The sequence below is a fragment of the Microbacterium sp. NPDC077391 genome (assembly GCF_040686955.1).
Taxonomy (GTDB): Bacteria; Actinomycetota; Actinomycetes; order Actinomycetales; family Microbacteriaceae; genus Microbacterium; species Microbacterium commune.
This window is the reverse complement of the sequence record NZ_JBFBMI010000001.1, coordinates 185,881-203,363: the sequence shown is the minus strand read 5'-3', so window position 1 is coordinate 203,363 and position 17,483 is coordinate 185,881. Positions and strand designations below refer to the sequence as shown.

At 71.2% G+C, this 17,483-nt stretch carries 20 protein-coding genes; 8 read left to right on the top strand and 12 right to left on the bottom strand.

Translation table 11 applies throughout. The annotated features are described in order from the left end of the window. Window positions 1-10 precede the first annotated feature (10 nt). From AB0O65_RS00985 to AB0O65_RS00975, 3 genes are all read right to left on the bottom strand, one after another. On the bottom strand, window positions 11-583 hold the full coding sequence (locus AB0O65_RS00985) for a TetR family transcriptional regulator (RefSeq protein ID WP_363382282.1): 573 nt from the start codon (window positions 581-583) through the stop codon (window positions 11-13). Between the two features lie 71 nt (window positions 584-654). Beyond that, the gene (locus AB0O65_RS00980) at window positions 655-1,017 is read right to left on the bottom strand and encodes a CrcB family protein (protein ID WP_071642203.1); all 363 of its coding nucleotides are present in this window, start codon (window positions 1,015-1,017) and stop codon (window positions 655-657) included. Continuing rightward, window positions 1,014-1,403, bottom strand: a complete 390-nt coding sequence (locus AB0O65_RS00975; protein ID WP_256221030.1) for a CrcB family protein — start codon at window positions 1,401-1,403, stop codon at window positions 1,014-1,016. Before AB0O65_RS00975 ends, AB0O65_RS00980 begins: the two co-directional genes overlap by 4 nt. A 116-nt stretch (window positions 1,404-1,519) precedes the next feature. On the opposite strand from AB0O65_RS00975, the gene AB0O65_RS00970 reads away from it, so the two are divergent. Beyond that, a complete protein-coding gene (locus AB0O65_RS00970; RefSeq protein ID WP_143187163.1) occupies window positions 1,520-2,236 on the top strand; it encodes a Pr6Pr family membrane protein in 717 nt (238 codons plus the stop codon). Here AB0O65_RS00970 and AB0O65_RS00965 read toward each other — a convergent pair. Further along, window positions 2,160-3,545 (bottom strand): FAD-dependent oxidoreductase, encoded by a 1,386-nt coding sequence (locus AB0O65_RS00965; RefSeq protein ID WP_071642201.1) that lies wholly within the window; start codon window positions 3,543-3,545, stop codon window positions 2,160-2,162. The two genes, AB0O65_RS00970 and AB0O65_RS00965, sit on opposite strands and share 77 nt — an antisense overlap. Before the next feature lie 216 nt (window positions 3,546-3,761). Between AB0O65_RS00965 and AB0O65_RS00960 the strand changes: the two genes are divergently transcribed. Both AB0O65_RS00960 and AB0O65_RS00955 read left to right on the top strand, forming a co-directional pair. After that, window positions 3,762-4,601, top strand: coding sequence for a DUF4097 family beta strand repeat-containing protein (locus tag AB0O65_RS00960; RefSeq protein ID WP_363382278.1), 840 nt, complete (start codon window positions 3,762-3,764; stop codon window positions 4,599-4,601). Beyond that, window positions 4,598-5,236 (top strand): PadR family transcriptional regulator, encoded by a 639-nt coding sequence (locus AB0O65_RS00955; RefSeq protein WP_071642199.1) that lies wholly within the window; start codon window positions 4,598-4,600, stop codon window positions 5,234-5,236. The genes AB0O65_RS00960 and AB0O65_RS00955 overlap by 4 nt, the downstream gene beginning before the upstream one ends. A 47-nt stretch (window positions 5,237-5,283) precedes the next feature. On the opposite strand, the gene AB0O65_RS00950 is transcribed toward AB0O65_RS00955, so the two are convergent. Further along, window positions 5,284-6,465: an MFS transporter gene (locus AB0O65_RS00950; protein WP_363382275.1), complete on the bottom strand. Its 1,182-nt coding sequence runs from the start codon at window positions 6,463-6,465 to the stop codon at window positions 5,284-5,286. A gap of 86 nt (window positions 6,466-6,551) precedes the next feature. Continuing rightward, the gene (locus AB0O65_RS00945) at window positions 6,552-7,094 is read right to left on the bottom strand and encodes a universal stress protein (protein ID WP_071642197.1); all 543 of its coding nucleotides are present in this window, start codon (window positions 7,092-7,094) and stop codon (window positions 6,552-6,554) included. A 153-nt stretch (window positions 7,095-7,247) separates the two neighbouring features. On the opposite strand from AB0O65_RS00945, the gene AB0O65_RS00940 reads away from it, so the two are divergent. Then, complete coding sequence (locus AB0O65_RS00940) at window positions 7,248-7,433, top strand: DUF3073 domain-containing protein (protein ID WP_071642212.1); 186 nt, start codon at window positions 7,248-7,250, stop codon at window positions 7,431-7,433. 84 nt (window positions 7,434-7,517) lie between these two features. Here AB0O65_RS00940 and AB0O65_RS00935 read toward each other — a convergent pair whose 3' ends face one another. Genes AB0O65_RS00935 through purM form a run of 3 tightly spaced genes read right to left on the bottom strand, consistent with a single transcriptional unit; the run spans window position 7,518 to window position 11,385 of the window. Further along, entirely contained in the window at window positions 7,518-8,801 is a 1,284-nt protein-coding gene (locus tag AB0O65_RS00935; RefSeq protein WP_363382272.1) for an MFS transporter, read from the bottom strand. Continuing rightward, window positions 8,798-10,264, bottom strand: a complete 1,467-nt coding sequence (gene purF, locus AB0O65_RS00930) for an amidophosphoribosyltransferase (protein WP_191712237.1) — start codon at window positions 10,262-10,264, stop codon at window positions 8,798-8,800. The genes AB0O65_RS00935 and purF overlap by 4 nt, the downstream gene beginning before the upstream one ends. Window positions 10,265-10,269: 5 nt before the next feature. Beyond that, window positions 10,270-11,385 carry a phosphoribosylformylglycinamidine cyclo-ligase gene (gene purM / locus AB0O65_RS00925; RefSeq protein WP_363382269.1) on the bottom strand — a complete coding sequence of 372 codons (1,116 nt, stop codon included), beginning with the start codon at window positions 11,383-11,385 and terminating at the stop codon, window positions 10,270-10,272. Window positions 11,386-11,617: 232 nt separating this feature from the next. Here purM and AB0O65_RS00920 point away from each other — a divergent pair, with 232 nt between their 5' ends. After that, window positions 11,618-11,929 carry a hypothetical protein gene (locus AB0O65_RS00920; protein ID WP_143187160.1) on the top strand — a complete coding sequence of 104 codons (312 nt, stop codon included), beginning with the start codon at window positions 11,618-11,620 and terminating at the stop codon, window positions 11,927-11,929. A 112-nt stretch (window positions 11,930-12,041) separates the two neighbouring features. Beyond that, on the top strand, window positions 12,042-12,641 hold the full coding sequence (locus AB0O65_RS00915) for a zinc-binding alcohol dehydrogenase (protein ID WP_071642192.1): 600 nt from the start codon (window positions 12,042-12,044) through the stop codon (window positions 12,639-12,641). Here AB0O65_RS00915 and AB0O65_RS00910 read toward each other — a convergent pair. Together AB0O65_RS00910 and AB0O65_RS00905 are read right to left on the bottom strand one after the other, a co-directional pair. Continuing rightward, complete coding sequence (locus AB0O65_RS00910; protein WP_363382265.1) at window positions 12,638-12,961, bottom strand: potassium transporter Trk; 324 nt, start codon at window positions 12,959-12,961, stop codon at window positions 12,638-12,640. The genes AB0O65_RS00915 and AB0O65_RS00910 overlap by 4 nt on opposite strands. A gap of 51 nt (window positions 12,962-13,012) precedes the next feature. After that, window positions 13,013-13,369 carry a sterol carrier family protein gene (locus AB0O65_RS00905; protein ID WP_363382262.1) on the bottom strand — a complete coding sequence of 119 codons (357 nt, stop codon included), beginning with the start codon at window positions 13,367-13,369 and terminating at the stop codon, window positions 13,013-13,015. A 60-nt stretch (window positions 13,370-13,429) separates the two neighbouring features. On the opposite strand from AB0O65_RS00905, the gene AB0O65_RS00900 reads away from it, so the two are divergent. Continuing rightward, window positions 13,430-14,110, top strand: a complete 681-nt coding sequence (locus tag AB0O65_RS00900; RefSeq protein ID WP_071642189.1) for a CoA pyrophosphatase — start codon at window positions 13,430-13,432, stop codon at window positions 14,108-14,110. Window positions 14,111-14,191: 81 nt separating this feature from the next. Beyond that, a complete protein-coding gene (purD, locus tag AB0O65_RS00895) occupies window positions 14,192-15,469 on the top strand; it encodes a phosphoribosylamine--glycine ligase (RefSeq protein ID WP_363382259.1) in 1,278 nt (425 codons plus the stop codon). Window positions 15,470-15,594: 125 nt separating this feature from the next. Here purD and AB0O65_RS00890 read toward each other — a convergent pair whose 3' ends face one another. After that, entirely contained in the window at window positions 15,595-17,433 is a 1,839-nt protein-coding gene (locus AB0O65_RS00890) for a heavy metal translocating P-type ATPase (protein WP_363382257.1), read from the bottom strand. Window positions 17,434-17,483 lie beyond the last annotated feature (50 nt).

Below are 17,483 nucleotides of genomic sequence, written 5' to 3'. Positions count from 1 at the left end.
CGGTGCTCTTTCAGTCGCTCGTGGTCGTAGGTTCGGTGCCGAGGATGCCGGCGAGGGCGTTCTCGATCAGAGACGCGTTCAGCGTCTCGTCGTGGATGCGGGCGTGCCAGAGCACGCCGTCGATGAAGACGGCCGCGGCGGTCGCCCGCTCTACGCCGTAGGCGGGGATGAGGAAGCCGGTCATCCGCTCCGACCACCGCCGGGCCATGGCGCGCAGCTGGGGATCGTCGACGGCGGCGGTCACGACGGCGCGGTCGGCCTCGAGTGCGCGCGCGTCGGCGAGCGCCTGCACGATCAGCTGCGTCAGCACCTGCGGGGTCGCGCCGCGCTGCTCCAGCGCCGAGCGGATGCCGTCGACGCGAGCGTCGAGCTCGGCGACCAGGTGATGCAGAGCCTGCGAGCGCAGGTCGTCGAGCGTGGCGAAGTAGTGCGTGGTCGCACCGAGGGGCACGCCCGCGCGAGCGGCGATCAGACGGTGAGTGACCGCGCTCACCCCCACCTCGAGGATCAGCTCGGCTGTCGCGGCGATGATCTCGGTACGGCGCGCCTCGGGATCACGACGGCGGCGTGGCGGCTCGCTCATGACCCTCCCGGGCACTCAAGATGTACGTCTGTACATTATGCGCGCCCGAACCTGTGGCCCGACTGGCAACCTCAGCCCAGCGCGCTCCCGCAGGCGAGGCCGACCAGCGCGGCGACGAGCGAGAGCACGAGCATCCCGACCACATCGACGACCGCCGCGCGCCGCGCGCCGTCCCGCCACAGCGAGACCGCGTCGATCATCGCTGTGCTGAAGGTGGTGTAGCCGCCGAGGAACCCGGCACCCACGACGAAGGCACTGCCGGGAAGCATCCCGACCACCACGCCCAGCAGCAGCGAGCCGGTCACGTTGATCACCATCACGCCCCACGGGAAGCGCGAGCGGGCGATGCCCGCGATGCCGATGTCGATCAGGTACCGGGCGGCGGCGCCGAGTCCGCCGCAGGCGGCGGCCAGCGCAAACACCAGCGGACTCACGACGCCCGCCCGACGCGGAAGGATCCGCCGATCCGCAGGCCGAGCCACGCCGCCACCAGCCCGCCGCCGACGCTCGCGACGACGTATCCCACGGCGCGCGCGGGCGAGTCGGCCCACAGCTCGACGCTGTCGAGCGCGAACGCGCTGTACGTGGTGAATCCGCCCAGCATCCCGGTGCCGAGCAGGATCCGCAGGTCGGATGCGGGAAGACGAGCGGTCAGGATGCCGAGCAGCATGGCCCCCGCGATGTTGGCCACCAGCACCGCGACGGGGGCGTCGGCGATGAGCATCCCGAGCCCGAGGCGGGCGGCGGTGCCGACCGTCCCGCCCACCGCGGCCAGCCCCGCCCGACGGATGACGGTGCGCACGGGGGTCGGGGTGGTCACTGCGCCACTCTAGCCGCGCGCCTGCCCGCGGTCGCTCGCCCGCCGTTGCATAGACTCGAAGCGGTGGTGCGGCTGCGCCCCCGATGCCGCCGGACCGCCGGGAGGACGACGCTCGAGTGCTCACGCGAAGGATCTTCGGCTGGTCTCGTCTGGCGACCGCCGCCGTGTGCATCGCGGCGCTGGTGCACCGGATGCTGTGGGGCATGGGCTCGCAGACCATGGCCGGCTCGAACTTCTTCGCCTATCTGACGATCCAGTCGAACACCGCGTTCGCTGTGCTGGCTGTCGTCGCCGGGGTCGTCGCCCTGCGCCGCGAGGAGGATCCGGCGTGGCTGACCACGGCTCGCGCCCTCGTGCTCAGCTGGACGATCACCGCCGGTCTCGCGTTCGCGCTCATCGTGTGGCAGGCCGGCGAGCACGGCATCCCGATCACCGTCCCCTGGTCGGACGTCGTGCTGCATTTCGTGCTGCCGGCGTGGGCGGTCGTCGCGTGGGTGTTCGGCCCCGGCCGGCGTGAAGCGTCGTGGCGCGTGGTGCCGTTCGTGCTGCTGTATCCGGTGGCGTGGGGCGTCTTCACGATCTGGCGCGGCACCGTCATCGGCTGGTATCCGTACTACTTCCTCGACCTGCGCCAGGTGTCCGGCGTGGGCGAGATGGTGCTCAGCTGCGCGCTGGCCCTGGCGATCTTCGCCGGGGTCGCGGTCGCGCTCGTGCTGCTCAGCAAGGTGCGGCCCACGGTTGCGCCGTGGGGCGAGATCAGCCCTCGTCGTCTGCCGGCGCTGCGAAGAACGCGAGCGAGGCGCGCGCTGCGGCCGTGGCGTCGCGCTCGCTGAGCTCGGCGAAACGCTCCGCGTCCGCGCCGCCGACGAGACCGACGAGCACCGGCTCACCGGTGAACGGCTGGAGGTTCAGCCAGGTGCGGATCAGCGCGTCTCCCCCGGCCACGTGCCAGATGGTCGCCTCGGTCGTCCAGAACGCCTCGTCGAAGCGCATCCACGCGGTCTCGATGAAACCGGATGCGAGTGCCGCGATCGCACCCCGATGCGAGAAGGGCAGCGCGGGGGCGAACTCGATCCCCTGCTTCTGCAGCACCCCGAGCGGCGCGGTGACGATCACGCGGTCGTACGAGAGCGCCTCCCCGGTGCCCAGTCGCAGGCTGACCCCGCGGTCGTCATACGCGATGCGCGCGACGGGCGACGCCGTCGCCACCTTCACGCCCTCCAGCTGCTCGCCGAGGAATGCGTCGAGGTCGCCGATCATGCCGTGCACGCCGTCGCCGGGGAAGTGGGGCGGATACCAGCTGGACGCACGCGACGGATCGGCCCCCGTCATCGCCGCCATCCAGGCGAGTGACGCCGAGAGCGCCGGGTCGTCGAGGTCGGCGCCGTTCGCGGCGAGTGCATCGGTGATCGCCGCGTCGGATGCCTGTGCCTGGGCCTTCTCGACGGCCTGTGCGATCGGCGCGCCGTCGAGACCCTCGGTCTCGCCCTCTGCGCTCCACGTCGTCGCGGTGTCGAGTGCGAGCGAACGATCGCCCAGGTCGACCAGCCGGCCGTCGAGCGACGCGAGGTCCGCTTCGCTGAGCAGCCAGGCGCCGAGCTGCGGAGGGATCGGCCACTGCTCGTCATCGGCGATGCTGCGGATGCGACCTCCGATGTGCTCGCGCGCTTCGAACAGGGTGACCTCGTGGCCGGCATCCGCAAGCATCCGGGCCGCGATCACTCCGGCTGCACCCGCGCCGACGATGGCCAGACGCTCGGTGTCGTCGCTCGCCGAGATGAGCGCGAGCGCCGCCCGCCGTGCGTCGTCGACGGCTCCGACCAGCGTGCCGGGATGGTCGGAGTCGGTGGCCTCGCCGGCGAAGAACAGCCGGTCGAGCACGGGTTCGGCGAGGCGCTGGCGTTCGGTGGGATCGGCGCCTGCGGGCAGGTAGCTGGTCGATCCGTGCGAATACGGGTCGGTGGCCCACGTGCTGCGCAGCCAGCCGGCCGGCGCGGGCACCGCCTCGGGCGCGGTCGGCCGGGGCATCGGCGTCCTGGTGCGAGTGGGCGCGGGCTGCGGCTCGGGCGTGCAGGCGGAGAGCAGCAGTCCGACGGCGCCCGCCCCGGCGCCGACGAGCAGAGTGCGGCGCGTGATGCTCATCGTGCTTGCCAGACTACCCGCGGCGGTCGGTGGGGTCAGTGTCGTGTCGCGACACGTCGTGGTTCCACGCTTTCGAATCGCTCAACGTGCAGCCTTCGCCTCTGCGACCGGGCAGTCAAGCGATTCGAAGGCGGCAGGGGTAGCACATCGAGATATATCGTGTTACGGTTCCCTCAACGCGATATATCTCGATATCCGCTATCCAAGGAGAACCCCATGACCGAGAAGTGGCTCATCGCCCCCGGCGAGGAACGAGTGATCGACATCGACTCCGCGTCGCGCCTGAAGGTCGGCCTCGTCGGCGGACAGGTCGACGTGATCGCACACGACGAACCCGGCATCCGCATCGAGGTGCGCGGTGTCACCGTGAAGGACCTGCGCATCGAGTCCGACGGCACCCAGGTCGAGATCGACCACCCCCAGATCGGGTGGGACAACTTCCTCGACGTGTTCCGTAACTTCGGGGCGGGCGGCCCCAAGGCCGAGGTGAGCATCGCCGTACCCCGCGCCATCGCCCTCACACTCGGTGTCGTCAGCGCCGGCGCGCTGGTCTCGGGCATCCGCAACGACGCCAAGCTCAACACCGTGTCGGGTGACCTGATCGCCGACGGCATCACCGGCGACCTCACCGCCAACTCGGTGTCGGGCGACGTGCAGGTGCGCGGACTGACAGGCTCGATCAACGCGAACAGCGTCTCGGGCGATGTCGCCGTGACCGGCAGCCTGCGCAAAGCGACCGTCGACACCGTGTCCGGCTCGATCCTCATCGACGCCGTCGGCGACATGAACACCATCAACCTCAACACCGTCTCGGGTGGCACGACCGTGCGACTCGACGAGACCCTGCCCGCGAACTACGTGCTGCGCAGCATGACCGGGCGGATCACGGTCGACGGCGTCGAGCGCTCGAGCGGCGGGCCGGGCAGCTACACCGGTCAGGTCGGCGAGCTGTCCGGCAGCTTCGTCGACGTGCGCGCGAACTCCGTCTCCGGCGGGGTCACGGTGCTGCGTCGCCCGCAGGTGTCGGTGGCAGACGACGCGGAGTGGGAATCATGAGCCCCGCGGTCTTCTCGCACGGCGATCTGCGGCTGTACCTGCTGTCGCTGCTCGCCGAGGCGCCGCAGCACGGCTACGGCATCATCCAGGCGCTCACCGATCGCACCGGCGGCACGTACACCCCCAGCGCCGGCACGATCTACCCGCGTCTGGCGAAGCTCGAGGAGGAGGGCCTGGTGACCAAGACCGTTGACGGCCGCACCACGATCTACGCCATCACCGACGCCGGCCGCGCCGAGCTCAGCGCCCGCGAGGGCGATCTGGCAGGCATCGAGCAGGGCCTCGCCGATTCGGTGCGGCTGATCGCGAACGAGGTGCGCCAGAGCGTGCAGGATGCCATGCGCAGCCTGCGCGCCGACCTCGCCACCGCCGCCCACGAGGAGCAGCGCGCAGCGAAGTCGCGCCCCCGGTTCGACGGGATGAGCGGCGAGCGCGCCACCAGCCGCGAGCACCTGCAGCGGGCGGATGCCTCGATCAACGCGTTCCGCGCTCAGCTGCGCACCGATCTGCGCACGCATGTCGCTCGCGGAGGCTCGCTTCCGGCATCCGTCGTCACCGAGCTCGAGCACGCGATGGACGAGGCGGCCCGCGCCGTCACCCGTGCACTGAGCGCGCTGCCGACCGACAAGCAGTAATACCTTCGAGGCCCTCTCCCGCCTGGGCGGGTGAGGGTCTCGTCGTGTCAGGGGCGACGCTCGCTCGCCTGGGGCCCGGATGCCAGGGCCAGACCGATCAGAGCCTGCAGCACCGCACCGACGACCATGGCGACCAGCACCGGGCCCCACTCGCCGCCCGCGCCGTACCAGGCGCCCGCCGCCAGCGGTCCGATGGTGGAGATGGCGTAGCCGACGCCCTGCGCGACGCCGGACACGCGCGTTGCCTCGGCAGCCCCCGAACCCGAGCGGGCGATCAGCGCGAGGGTCAGCGGGAAGGCCGCCATGCCCGTTCCGATCAGCACGCTCCACAGCTCGGGAGCCGAGGTCGGCGCCAGCCACAGTCCCAGCAGGCCGGCCGCGGAGCCGGCGGACACCCCGGCCACGCCGACGCGGACCCCGCGCAGCGTGTGCGCCATGCTCACCGCGATCAGGCCGGCCGGGATGCTGACGACGATCACGATGCCGAGCAGCACGCCCGCACGGGCGGGGCTGATCCCCGCATCCACGGCTATCGTCGGCAGCCACCCCATCACGACGAAGGCGAGCAGCGCCTGCAGCGCGAAGAAGCCGGTGAGCGGCCAGGTGCCCCGCGGCAGCGGCGGACGCGACGACGAAGTGGGTGCGCTCAGCGCCGCGTCGACCTCGTGACCGCGCGAGGCGGCGATCCAGACGCCGAGGGCGAGCACGGCGAACACGGCCCACGCTCCGAGGCCGAGCGTCGCCGAGCCGAGCGCGTGCCCGACCGGCACCCCTGCTGCGGCGCCGATCGCGCTCGATGCGGAGAGAACGGTCGTGTACGCGGTCGTCACCGAGCGCATGCGGCTGCCGCTCGTCGCCCGCACGAGGGCGGGGAGCATGACGTTCACGACCGCGATGCCGGCCATGGCGAGCATCGTCCCGCCGACGATCGCGACCGGGTGCGGGACGAAGCGCGCCAGCATCCCCGCCGCGACCGCACCCATCGCCCAGGTGACGGCCGCCGCCGCGCCGATCCGCCGACTCAGCCGTGGCGTGACGACCCCGCCGATGGCGAACATGGCGGTCGGCACGGCGGGGATGACGATCGCAGCCTGCGGCGTCAGCGCGCCCTCGTCGATGAGCAGGGGCAGCAGCACCGACGCCGTCGTGACCGCGAGGCGCAGGTTGACGGCGAGCAGCAGCAGTGCGGTCAGCATGAGCGCGAACGCGCGACGAGGGGACGGTGTCACCTGTCCATTGAATGCGGCGGCCACCGACGGCGCCAATCGGTTTCGGTGCGCGGAGCCGCCTGCGGCAAGACGAGCCGCCTGCCGGTTTATTCCGTCCAGATGTCCTTCTGGTCGTCGGGCACCGTGTCGCCCTGCGGGACGACGAGCACGGATCGGTGCTGGCGGTGTGCCAGGCGGGCCGCGACGGAGCCGGTGAAGAACTCGCGGATCGACTCGCCCAGACCGCGCTTGCGGGTGCCGACCACGATCAGCTGGGCATCGAGCTTCTCGGCCAGCTGCTTGATCGCCAGGGCCGGGTCGCCGACCAGCTGGCGTGCCGTCCACGGCACGTCCACGTCGGCCAGAGCCTGCTCGGCCGCCCGCTGCACGTCCTCGAACTCGGCGGCGCCGGCGTCGAGGTTGAGGTCGATCGGAGCGGAGTGCACGTAGCCGTCCGGATCCTCGTACGTGACGAAGCGCGTCACGTCGACGTGCACGACGACGAGGGGGGCGCTCAGCAGCCGCGCGTAGCGCAGCGCCTCGTCCAGGACGTGCGGTGGCTGACCCGGCTGGATGCCGACGATCACCGCTTTCTGCAGTGCCGCGTTCTGTGCCGCTTCCTCAGCTGCTCGGGGCGTGGAATCCGTCATGTCGATCCTTCCGCAGGGCGGCCGCAGGACGGCCGGATGCTCTGGCGTGCGTGCTATCCTGAATGCTACTCTTACCGGCTTCACGCCGGTGCCGTGAATATCATCGGGCCCGTCACGAGCCCGCTGCTGAACTCGTATAAGGGGGTCTCGCGCATGGGCCGTGGCCGTCAGAAGGCGAAGCACACCAAGATCGCCCGCGAACTCAAGTCGTACAGTCCCGACGTGAACTTCTCTGCGCTGGAGAGTGAGCTCGGGCACCCGACGTCAGACGACCAGTACGTCGACAAGTGGGCCGACTTGTACGCGGACGAAGACGAAGAAGAGCTCGAGCGAGCCTGACCTCGACTCGCGCAGGAACCCTGGCGACCGGCATACGCCGCGTCGGCCAGGGTTTCGTCGTCGTTCGGGCCGGAAGACCGGTGCTCACCAGCGTCCGTGCCGGCGCTCCCACTCGTCCTCGACCGTGACGCGGCGACCCGCGACGAGTCCGGCGGGGAAGGTGAGCACGAGCACGGCGGCGACGGCGATGAGCGGGATGCTCCAGCCGCCGGTCGCGTCGTGCAGGATTCCGACGAGCGCCGGGAAGATCGCGGCGAGCACGTAGCCGGCGCTCTGCACGAAGCTCGACAGCAGCACCGCGCTCTCGGGGGTGCGGGTGCGGATGCTGATCAGCACGAGCGCCAGCGGGAAGAGCAGCCCGACCAGGCCGAACAGGGTCATCCAGAGCCAGAGCAGCCCGGGCACCGGTGCGAGCATGATGCCCAGCAGCCCGGCGAGAGCCGAGAGCGACCCGAACACGAACAGCGGCCGCGTGGCCTGGAACCGCACGACCAGCACGGGCACGATGAGCGACGCGGGCAGGCCGATGAACGCCCACAGCGACAGCAGGAAGCCGGCGGTCGCGGCATCCACCCCTGCGGTGTCGATGAGGATCGACGGCAGCCATGCGAACGACACGTACGCCATCGTCGACGAGGTGCCGAAGGTCATCGCCAGCGCCCACACCAGAGGGATCCGCGCGAGACGGGCGAACAGACGTCGGTTGCTCGGCGCGGTGGCGATCGGTCCCGTGGCGGAGAAGACGGTGTCCTCATCCGCGGGGTCGGACGCCGGCGTCGCGGCGGCGGCCGGAGCGCCGGGACGGAGCATCATGACCAGCCAGGGGATCACTCCGGCGAAGGCGAAGGCAGCCCACATCGCCACCGAGAAGCGCCAGCCGGCAGCATCCGCCACGGGAACGGCGAGCAGCGGCGGCACGAACGTCGAGAACGCCATGGTGGCGGTGTACACCGTCATCATCAGCCCGATGCGGTCGGCGAAGTACGTCTTGACCAGCGGCGGCAGCAGGATGTTGGCCATGCCCACCCCGGCGAACACCACCGCGGTGCCCACCAGCAGGCCGATCGCGTCGACCGCGAGGCTGCGCCCGATGAGCCCCACGGTGACGGCGGTCAGGGCGATGACCGTCAGCCGCTCGATGCCCAGCCGCCGTTCGAGCATCGGGGTGAGGATGCCGAACACCGCGAAGCACGCGGGCGGCAGCGTGCCGATCACACCGAGCACGGCCGACGACACCTCGAAGTCCTCGCCGATCAGGTCGACGACGGGCGAGAGCGAGGCGACGGCAGAGCGCAGCGAGAAGGCGCAGAGCAGGATCCCGAGCACGGCCAGCACCCTGCCGCGCCAGAGCGGCCGCGGGCCGATCACGAGGTCTGCGACTGCTCTACCCAGGCGAGGTACTCGGGCGTGACGGCGCCGGTGACATACCGTCCGTCGAAGCAGCTCATGTCGAGGTCGGTCAGGTCGGTTCCCTCGATGATCGCCGCCTTCAGATCGTCGACCTCCTGATAGACGATGCGGTCGCAGCCGAGCTCCTCGGCGATCTCGGGAATGGTGCGCCCGTGTGCGATCAGCTCGTGCTTCGAGGGCATGTTGATGCCGTACACGTGCGGATAGCGCACCGGCGGCGCCGCCGACGCGAAGATCACCGACTTCGCGCCGGCATCCCTGGCCATCTGGATGATCTGCTGACTGGTGGTGCCGCGCACGATCGAGTCGTCGATCAGCAGCACGTTCTTGCCGCGGAACTCCGCCGACATCGCGTTGAGCTTCTGGCGCACGCTCTTCTTGCGCACCGCCTGCCCGGGCATGATGAACGTGCGACCGACATAGCGGTTCTTGTAGAAGCCCTCGCGGTACTCCTTGCCGAGCTTGCGGGCGACCTCCATCGCCGAGGGACGCGACGAGTCGGGGATCGGCATGACCACGTCGATCTCATCGAGCGGCACGTGCTTGGCGATGGTGTCGGCGAGCTTGTCGCCCATGCGCAGGCGCGACTCGTACACCGAGACGCCGTTCATCACCGAGTCGGGCCTGGCGAGGTAGACGTACTCGAACGCGCACGGCACGAGCTGCGGGTTCTCGGCGCACTGGCGGGTGAACAGCTCACCGTCGTTCGAGATGAAGATCGCCTCGCCCGGCTCGACCTCGCGCACGATCTCGTAGTCGGCGTTCTCGAGCACGAGCGATTCGCTGGTCACGACCCATTCGTCCTGGCCACCGGGGGTGCCGGCCGCACGGCGACCGAGGATGAGCGGACGGATGCCGAACGGGTCGCGGAACGCGAGCAGACCGTACCCGGCGATGATCGCGATGACCGCGTAGGCGCCCTCGATGCGGGCGTGCGTGCGCTCGACCGCCTCGAAGATGCGCTCGGGGTCCAGGTCGACGGTGGAGGTCGAGGTCTGCAGTTCGCCGGCGAGCACGTTCAGCAGCAGCTCGGTGTCGCTCGACGAGTTCAGGTGGCGACGGTAGCGGTCGGCCATGTCGGCCGTGAGCTCACGGGTGTTGGTGAGGTTGCCGTTGTGGATGAGAACGATGCCGTACGGCGCGTTCACGTAGAAGGGCTGCATCTCCTCCTCGCTCGACGCGGTGCCCTTGGTGGCGTAGCGCACGTGCCCCAGGCCGATGGTGCCCAGCAGCGACCGCATGTCGCGGGTGCGGAACGCCTCGCGCACCATGCCCTCGGCCTTCGCCATGTGCATGACGCCGTTGGGCTCTGCGGTGGCGATGCCCGTGGCGTCTTGCCCGCGATGCTGCAGCAGCAGCAGGGCGTCGTAGATGTCCTGGTTGACCGGGCCGCCTGCGACCATTCCGACGATGCCGCACATGGGTGTTACTTCACTCCGTCCGCGTACGCGCCCACCAGGCGCACCGCTCCGCCGTCGACGCCCTTGGCGCCTTCCTCGAACCCGCCCGCGGGACGCGCGCCCGTGTGCACGGTCGCGACCTGCCAGGCGGCGATGCCCTGCGCGCCGATGGCGGCGATCGCAGCTTCCGCCTTGTCGGCGGCGACGACAGCGAGGAATCCGATGCCGAGGTTCCACGTGCCCTCGGTGTCGACGATCGGGGTGCCCGCGATGTCGGCCAGCACCTGGAACACCGGGTTGGGCGTCCACGTCGAGCGGTCGACCTCGGCCCAGCTGCCCTGGGGCAGGACGCGCGCGAGATTCGCGGCGATCCCCCCGCCGGTCACGTGGCTCAGCGAGTGCACCGCCCCGGGCAGCGTCTCGAGGAGCGTCAGCAGCGGCGTCGTGTACAGCCGCGTCGGCTCGAGCAGAGCCTCTCCCCACGTGCCGCCCAGGTCGGCCGCGTTGTCTCCGTAGCCGATGCCCGCGTTCGCGACGATGTGCCGCACGAGCGAGTACCCGTTCGAGTGCAGTCCGCTCGATCCGAGCGCGATCACGGCATCGCCGTCCTGCACGAGGTGCGCGCCGAGCATGGCATCCGCCTCGACGACCCCGGTCGCCGCGCCCGCCACGTCGTAGTCGCGCGGACCCAGAAGGCCCGGATGCTCGGCCGTCTCGCCGCCGACGAGGGCGGTGCCGGTCGCCGAGCACGCCTCGGCGATGCCGCGCACGATGTCGGCGATGCGCTCGGGGACGACCTTGCCGCACGCGATGTAGTCGGTCATGAACAGCGGCTTGGCGCCGACCACGACGATGTCGTCGACCACCATCCCGACGAGGTCCTGCCCGATCGTGTCGTGCTTGTCGATGGCCTGCGCGATCGCGACCTTCGTGCCCACGCCATCGGTGCTGCTGGCCAGCAGCGGACGCCGGTAGCCGAGCAGCGCGCTGGCGTCGAACATGCCCGCGAAGCCGCCGACACCCCCGAGCACCTCGGGCCCGTGCGTCGCGCGCACGGAGGCCTTCATGAGTTCGACGGCGAGATCGCCGGCGGCGGTGTCGACACCGGCCTGAGCATAGGGATTGGTGGGGGAGTCTGCCACCAGTACAGCGTACCGGCACGCGGGGGCCCCTGCCCCCTCGTGACGAGCCCGTCGGCGCGCTCCGGCACGGTGACCTGCTAATATGGGTGGTTGCGCGACATTCCGCCGTATCTCACCGGCACAGCGCACACATCCAGGCCGGGCATGAGTGGCCGATCCGCACCGATGCGGGTTTCGGCGCCCCGATCGAATCACCGCCGGCAGCATGCTGCCCGCAGACAGACCAGAGACCATGAGCAGTACCGATACTTCCGCGCGCTCCGGCGCGCCCATTCACGACCGCGACCCTGCGGCCGACACCGAACCCGCAGAGCTGGCCTGGCGTCAGGCCGATGAAGACGTGTTCGTCGCGACGAGCCGGGGCGAGTTCGCCGGCTTCGTGACCGTCGACGACACCGCCCACGTCGTGCACGACCGCCACAGCCGCCGCATCGGCTGCTACCCCAGCCTCGCCGCGGCTCGACAGGCACTGGTGGATGCCACGCGTCCGCCCTCCCGCAGTCGCGAGCGTCTGCACCGCCGCATCCTCTCCCGTCGCCGCTGAGGCGCACCCGTCGGCGGAGCACCCGCCGGCGAGCACCCGCCGACAGAGCACCCGCCGCGACGCGGGCCGCAAGAGCCGCGCGCAAGATCATGAAGGACCCTACGATGGGGCCATGGTCGACAAGCCGCAGTGGCTGATCCGCGAAGACGCCGGCACCTCGGTGCTGGTCGCGCTCGCACTGCGGCAGCTGCTGGGCATCCGGGCCCCCGACGATCTGCCGGCGCTGCGCGGACTCGAGGTGCGCCGGCCCGACGCGACCGAGGTCGACGACGCACTCGAGAAGCAGTGGCGCGAGTACTGGGACATGACCGTCGAGCCGCGCGCGCACCGCTCGGAGGTTCCGCTGGAGCTCGTCGAGGGCTTCGACACCCTCATCGCGCTGCCGTCCACCGGCGCGGAGGATCTGCGCGACGCGATCATCCCGCACGCGCAGACCGTGCTGCACTACGCGCAGCGTGCGCACAACAGATACGTCGACTCGGTCAGCTCATCCGGCGGGTCGTACCGCGCCTACGCCAGTGCGATCGCCGAGTTCGAGCGCGAGATAGGCAGACGCGCGCACTCGTTCGAGCTGAACGTTCAGGTTCTGCCGTTCACGCAGCGCGGCATCTGGTGGATCGGCTCGCTGAGCGTCGCCGTCACCGACGGACTGCGGCGTGACGTGGTGGCGTTCGACGCGGCGATGCGCCCGGTGATCGCCGAGCTCGCCTAGATCTGACCGTCGTCGGCGACCACGCGCTCATGCTCGACGGTGACGACGCGAGCATGCCGGCGGGCGGCGCGGTCGAGGCCGACGGCGATGATGCCGCCGAGTGCGACGCCGATCGGAACCGTCCACAGCAGCGCGAAGCCGAATACCTGTCCGGGCGGGTAGACCACGCCGAGCACCTCGGACGGCTCGTACGAGCCGAGCAGCGTCAGGATGCCCGCGACGATGATCCCCAGCACGGCGCCCGTCACCATGAAGACGCCGTAGCGCGGCACGGGGCGGATCGTCGCTTCGACGGTCGAGTGACTGGCTGTTCCGGACATGCTCCCATTCTCCCACGCACTCGCTGTGCGCGGGCCTGCAGCGCGCGCGACTCAGGGGCGCAGCGGCAGCAGGTCGGAGAGGTCCGCGCGGGTTCCCGATGCCGCCACGCGGCCGGCGGCCACGGCATCCGCCCACCGCTCGGCCCCGGTGGCAAGAGCGATCCACGTGCTCGCGTCCATCTCGACCACGTTCGGCGGTGTGCCGCGGGTGTGTCGCGGCCCCTGCACGACCTGCACGGCGCCGAACGGCGGCACCCGCACCTCGACGCTGTTGCCCGGCGCCTTCTCGTCGAGCAGCTGCAGCAGATAGCGCACCGCCATCGCCGTCACCGCGCGGGCGGCCCCGCCGGCGGCGACCGTCGCGAGCGCGTCTCGTCCTGCGGCCGTGTCGATCCTGCGTGCGGGCATGCCACCAGGCTAAGCCGCGCTCAGCGATCGCTGGGCACCGCGGGCCTAGGCTCGAGAGCGATGACCGGTTCTGTTGACGAGATGCGCGGCGCGCGCGCTGAGCTGCTCGCGGCGGCCGCCCGTGCCGACGAGTGGACGCCGCGCCTGCCGATGCCCGTCGACGACGTGTGGCCGGCATCGGTGCTGATCCTGTTCGGCCGGCTGGACAGCATCCCGGCGCGCGCCGACGACGAGACGGTGTCGGCCGACCTCGACGTGCTGCTGCAGCGTCGCTCGGCCACCCTGTCGTCGCACCCGGGGCAGGTGTCGTTCCCGGGTGGCGGGTACGAGGAGCAGGATGCCGACGCCGTCGCCACCGCGCTGCGCGAAGCGCAGGAGGAGACCGGACTCGACCCGCAGGGCGTCGAGGTGCTCGCGTCGCTGCCCGAGATCCCCCTCGCGGTGAGCAGTTTCCTGGTGACTCCGGTGCTCGCCTGGTGGCGCGAGCCGTCACGGGTCGCCGCGGTCGACCACGCCGAGACGGTCGAGGTGTTCCGCGTGCCCGTCGCCCAGCTCGTCGACCCGGCCCACCGCTTCACCGCGGTGCTGCGGCGGGACGGCCACACCTACCGCGGACCGGCGTTCGACGTGGACGGCACGATCGTGTGGGGCTTCACGGCCGGCATCCTCGACGCGCTGTTCCAGGCGACCGGCTGGGCGCAGCCCTGGGATCGAGCGGTCGAGCGACCCGTCTCCGTCTGACCCGGGGCCGTCCGACTCGTGTCCGCTCCTGAGCCGCGTCATGGTCTGAGTCGGGCGAGGCCGCGCCGGTAGGCTGGCCGCATGAAGATCCTCGTCCTCGGCTCGGGCGCGCGCGAGCACGCGATCATCCTCTCCCTGCGGTCCGAAGCGGACGATCACGAGATCTTCGCCGCCCCCGGCAACGCCGGAATCGCGCAGGACGCCACCCTCGTCGACCTCGACCAGCTCGACGGCGCCGCGATCGCGGCGTTCGCCAACGAGCGCGGTGTCGACCTCGTCGTGGTCGGCCCCGAGGCGCCTCTGGTCGCCGGTGTGGCCGACGTGCTGCGCGAGCGCGGCATCCCGGTGTTCGGTCCCGGTCGCGCCGCCGCTCAGCTCGAGGGCTCGAAGGCGTTCGCGAAGCGGATCATGGATGCCGCGGGCGTGCCGACGGGGCGCGCGGTGCGCGCATCGACGCAGGCAGAGGTGGAGGCCGCGTTCGATGACCTCGGCGCCCCGCACGTCGTGAAAGCCGACGGTCTGGCGGCGGGCAAGGGCGTCATCGTGACCACCGACCGCGCGGAGGCCCTGGCGCACGCCGAGCACTACCTGCCGGCCGGCCCCGTGCTGATCGAGGAGTTCCTCACCGGCCCCGAGGTGTCGCTCTTCTTCCTCAGCGACGGCGACACCGTGCGAGCGCTGAGCCCCGCGCAGGACTTCAAGCGCGCGCTCGACGGCGACGGCGGACCGAACACCGGCGGCATGGGCGCCTATTCGCCGCTGCCGTGGCTGGCCGACGACTTCGGCAGCGTCGAGGCGTTCGTCGCCGAGGTGACCGACACGGTCGCGCTGCCCGTGGTGCGTCAGCTCGACGCCGAGGGCACCCCGTTCATCGGGCTGCTCTACGCCGGACTCATCCTCACCCCCGCCGGCGTGCGCGTGATCGAATTCAACGCGCGCTTCGGCGACCCCGAGACACAGGTGGTGCTGCCGCGCCTGCGCACCCCGCTGTCCAGACTGCTTCTGGCAGCGGCATCCGGCACACTCGAGGACGAACCGCAGCCCGGGTTCTCCTCAGACGTCGCGATCACCGTGGTGCTCGCCAGCGAGGGCTACCCCGAGGCGCCGCAGACCGGGCGGATGATCGAGGGGCTCGCCGATGCGGCATCCGTCGACGGCGTCTCGATCGTGCACGCCGCGACCGGCGCTCCCGACGCCCCGGGCGGATCACTCGTCGCGACCGGCGGGCGGGTGCTGAACGTCGTGGCGACCGGGTCCGATTTCGCGGATGCCAGGGCCCGTGCCTACGAGGCGATCGGCCGGATCTCGCTCGACGGCGCGCACTACCGTCACGACATCGCGGCACGCGTCGCCGAGTAGCAGACTCCCCCCGTCGCACACCTGTCGGCGACATGAACGGATGTCGGCGGAATCAGCTGATTCCTGCCGACATCCGTGGTTCTCGCCGACATCCGTGCGAACCGCGCGCGTCGCGGAGTAGTCGATTAGCGCGGCTTCGGGCCGGTGAGCGCGCGCAGCGCGTAGAGGATCGTGGCGAGGTCGACCAGCTCCTGGATGAAGGCGCCCGCCACCGCCGGGATCACTCCGGTCGCGGCGATGAGCATGAGACCGACGCTGAGCACGATGCCGATCCAGATCGCCGCGTAGGCGACCTGCAGCGTGTGCCGTCCGATCTCGACGGCGCGCAGCACCGGCAGCAGCGAATCCTTCAGCACGACCGCGTCCGCCGCTTCGCCGGCGGCCGTCGACCCGCGCGCGCCCATCGCGACGCCGACGTCCGCTGCGGCCAGCACCGGCGCGTCGTTGACCCCGTCGCCGACCATCAGCAGCGGGCGCGGCGCCATCTCGGCGGCCAGCGTCACCTTCTGCGCCGGCAGCAGCTCGGCGTGCACCTCGGTCACCCCCAGCGGCGCGGCGATCGCCGCTGCCGTCGCCTCGGCGTCGCCGGTGAGCATGGCGATCCGCCCCACACCTCTCGCACGCAGCCCGGCCACGACCGCCGCGGCCTCGGGCCGCACGGCATCCGCCAGCACGAGCGCACCCGCGAAGCGCCCGTCGATGGCCACGTACGCGGCGAGCTGACCCGACACGAGCTCGGTGCGCCTCGTGTCGGGGGCGAGCGAGGCGACGTACGCCGGCTTGCCGACCACCACGGCACGCCCCTCGATCGTGGCGGTGACGCCGTTGGTCGCGATCTCCTCGGCGAACGCGGCCGGTGCGAGCCGCAGCCCGCGGTCGACCGCCGCGCGGCGCACCCCCTCCGCGAGGACGTGGCTGGAGTACTGCTCTGCGGATGCCGCGAGGCGCAGCACCTCATCGGCATCCATCCCGTCGGCGGCGCGCACCTCGACGAGCTCGGGCCGGCCCTGGGTCAGCGTGCCGGTCTTGTCGAACGCCGCCGAGCGCACCCGCGCGAGCTGCTCGATGACGCCACCGCCCTTGACGATCACCCCCTCCTTCGCCGAGCGCGACAGGCCGCCCAGGAAGGCCACCGGGGCGGCGATGAGCAGCGGGCACGGAGTCGCGAGCACGAGCACCTGAGCGAAGCGCAGCGGGTCGCCGGCGATCCACCAGGCGACGCCGGCGATCAGCAGCGAGACCAGCGTGAAGGGCACGGCGAACCGGTCGGCCAGGCGCACCGTGGGCGCCTTGCTCTGCTGCGCCTCGTGCACCAGAGCGACGATCTGCTGATACTGACTGTCTGCGCTGTGTCGCAGGGCGCGGACGCGCACGGCGTTCGAGCCGTTCACCGCCCCCGAGAGCACCTCCTCGCCGGCTACGCGCGAGACGGGCAGGCTCTCCCCGGTCAGCGACGACTCGTCGAAGCTCGCACGTTCGCTGAGCAGCACGGCATCGACCGGGACGATCTCGGACGGTCGCACCAGCAGCTCCATGTCGGGCACGACCTCGCCGACGGGGACGTCGCGCGTCGACGCGTCGGTGCCGTTCTCGACGACATGCGCCGTCTGCGGCGAGCGGTCGAGCAGGGCGGTCAGGTCGCGGGCCGCCCGGCGTGATGCGTAGTCTTCGAGCGCCTCTCCTCCGGACAGCATCAGCACGATGACGAGTGAAGCGATGTACTCGCCGACCAGCAGGGTGGCGACCATGGCGATGAGGGCGAGGATGTCGAGGCCGAAATGCGCGCGCAGGATGTCGCGCACCATGTCCCAGGCGGTGATCGCGATCACCACTCCGACGGCGACGGTCGCGATCCAGCGGCCCGCGTCGTGCAGGCCGGCGAGCGAGAGCAGCGTCACGGCGATGGTGGCGAGCACGCCTCCGGCGAGCAGGGGGTACAGCCGTGCGAGTCGCAGAAGCCTCATGGTCACACTCTGCCCGACATCCCGCAGAATGCGCGGGTCTGTCGGCGCGC

Bases quoted from the DNA above. Each gene is read 5' to 3' on its own strand.
- AB0O65_RS00985 (WP_363382282.1), bottom strand. From the start codon at position 583: ATGAGCGAGCCGCCACGCCGCCGTCGTGATCCCGAGGCGCGCCGTACC.
- AB0O65_RS00965 (WP_071642201.1), bottom strand. From the start codon at position 3,545: ATGAGCATCACGCGCCGCACTCTGCTCGTCGGCGCCGGGGCGGGCGCC.
- AB0O65_RS00960 (WP_363382278.1), top strand. From the start codon at position 3,762: ATGACCGAGAAGTGGCTCATCGCCCCCGGCGAGGAACGAGTGATCGAC.
- AB0O65_RS00955 (WP_071642199.1), top strand. From the start codon at position 4,598: ATGAGCCCCGCGGTCTTCTCGCACGGCGATCTGCGGCTGTACCTGCTG.
- AB0O65_RS00945 (WP_071642197.1), bottom strand. From the start codon at position 7,094: ATGACGGATTCCACGCCCCGAGCAGCTGAGGAAGCGGCACAGAACGCG.
- AB0O65_RS00940 (WP_071642212.1), top strand. From the start codon at position 7,248: ATGGGCCGTGGCCGTCAGAAGGCGAAGCACACCAAGATCGCCCGCGAA.
- purF (WP_191712237.1), bottom strand. From the start codon at position 10,264: ATGTGCGGCATCGTCGGAATGGTCGCAGGCGGCCCGGTCAACCAGGAC.
- AB0O65_RS00920 (WP_143187160.1), top strand. From the start codon at position 11,618: ATGAGCAGTACCGATACTTCCGCGCGCTCCGGCGCGCCCATTCACGAC.
- AB0O65_RS00915 (WP_071642192.1), top strand. From the start codon at position 12,042: ATGGTCGACAAGCCGCAGTGGCTGATCCGCGAAGACGCCGGCACCTCG.
- AB0O65_RS00910 (WP_363382265.1), bottom strand. From the start codon at position 12,961: ATGTCCGGAACAGCCAGTCACTCGACCGTCGAAGCGACGATCCGCCCC.
- AB0O65_RS00905 (WP_363382262.1), bottom strand. From the start codon at position 13,369: ATGCCCGCACGCAGGATCGACACGGCCGCAGGACGAGACGCGCTCGCG.
- AB0O65_RS00900 (WP_071642189.1), top strand. From the start codon at position 13,430: ATGACCGGTTCTGTTGACGAGATGCGCGGCGCGCGCGCTGAGCTGCTC.
- purD (WP_363382259.1), top strand. From the start codon at position 14,192: ATGAAGATCCTCGTCCTCGGCTCGGGCGCGCGCGAGCACGCGATCATC.
- AB0O65_RS00890 (WP_363382257.1), bottom strand. From the start codon at position 17,433: ATGAGGCTTCTGCGACTCGCACGGCTGTACCCCCTGCTCGCCGGAGGC.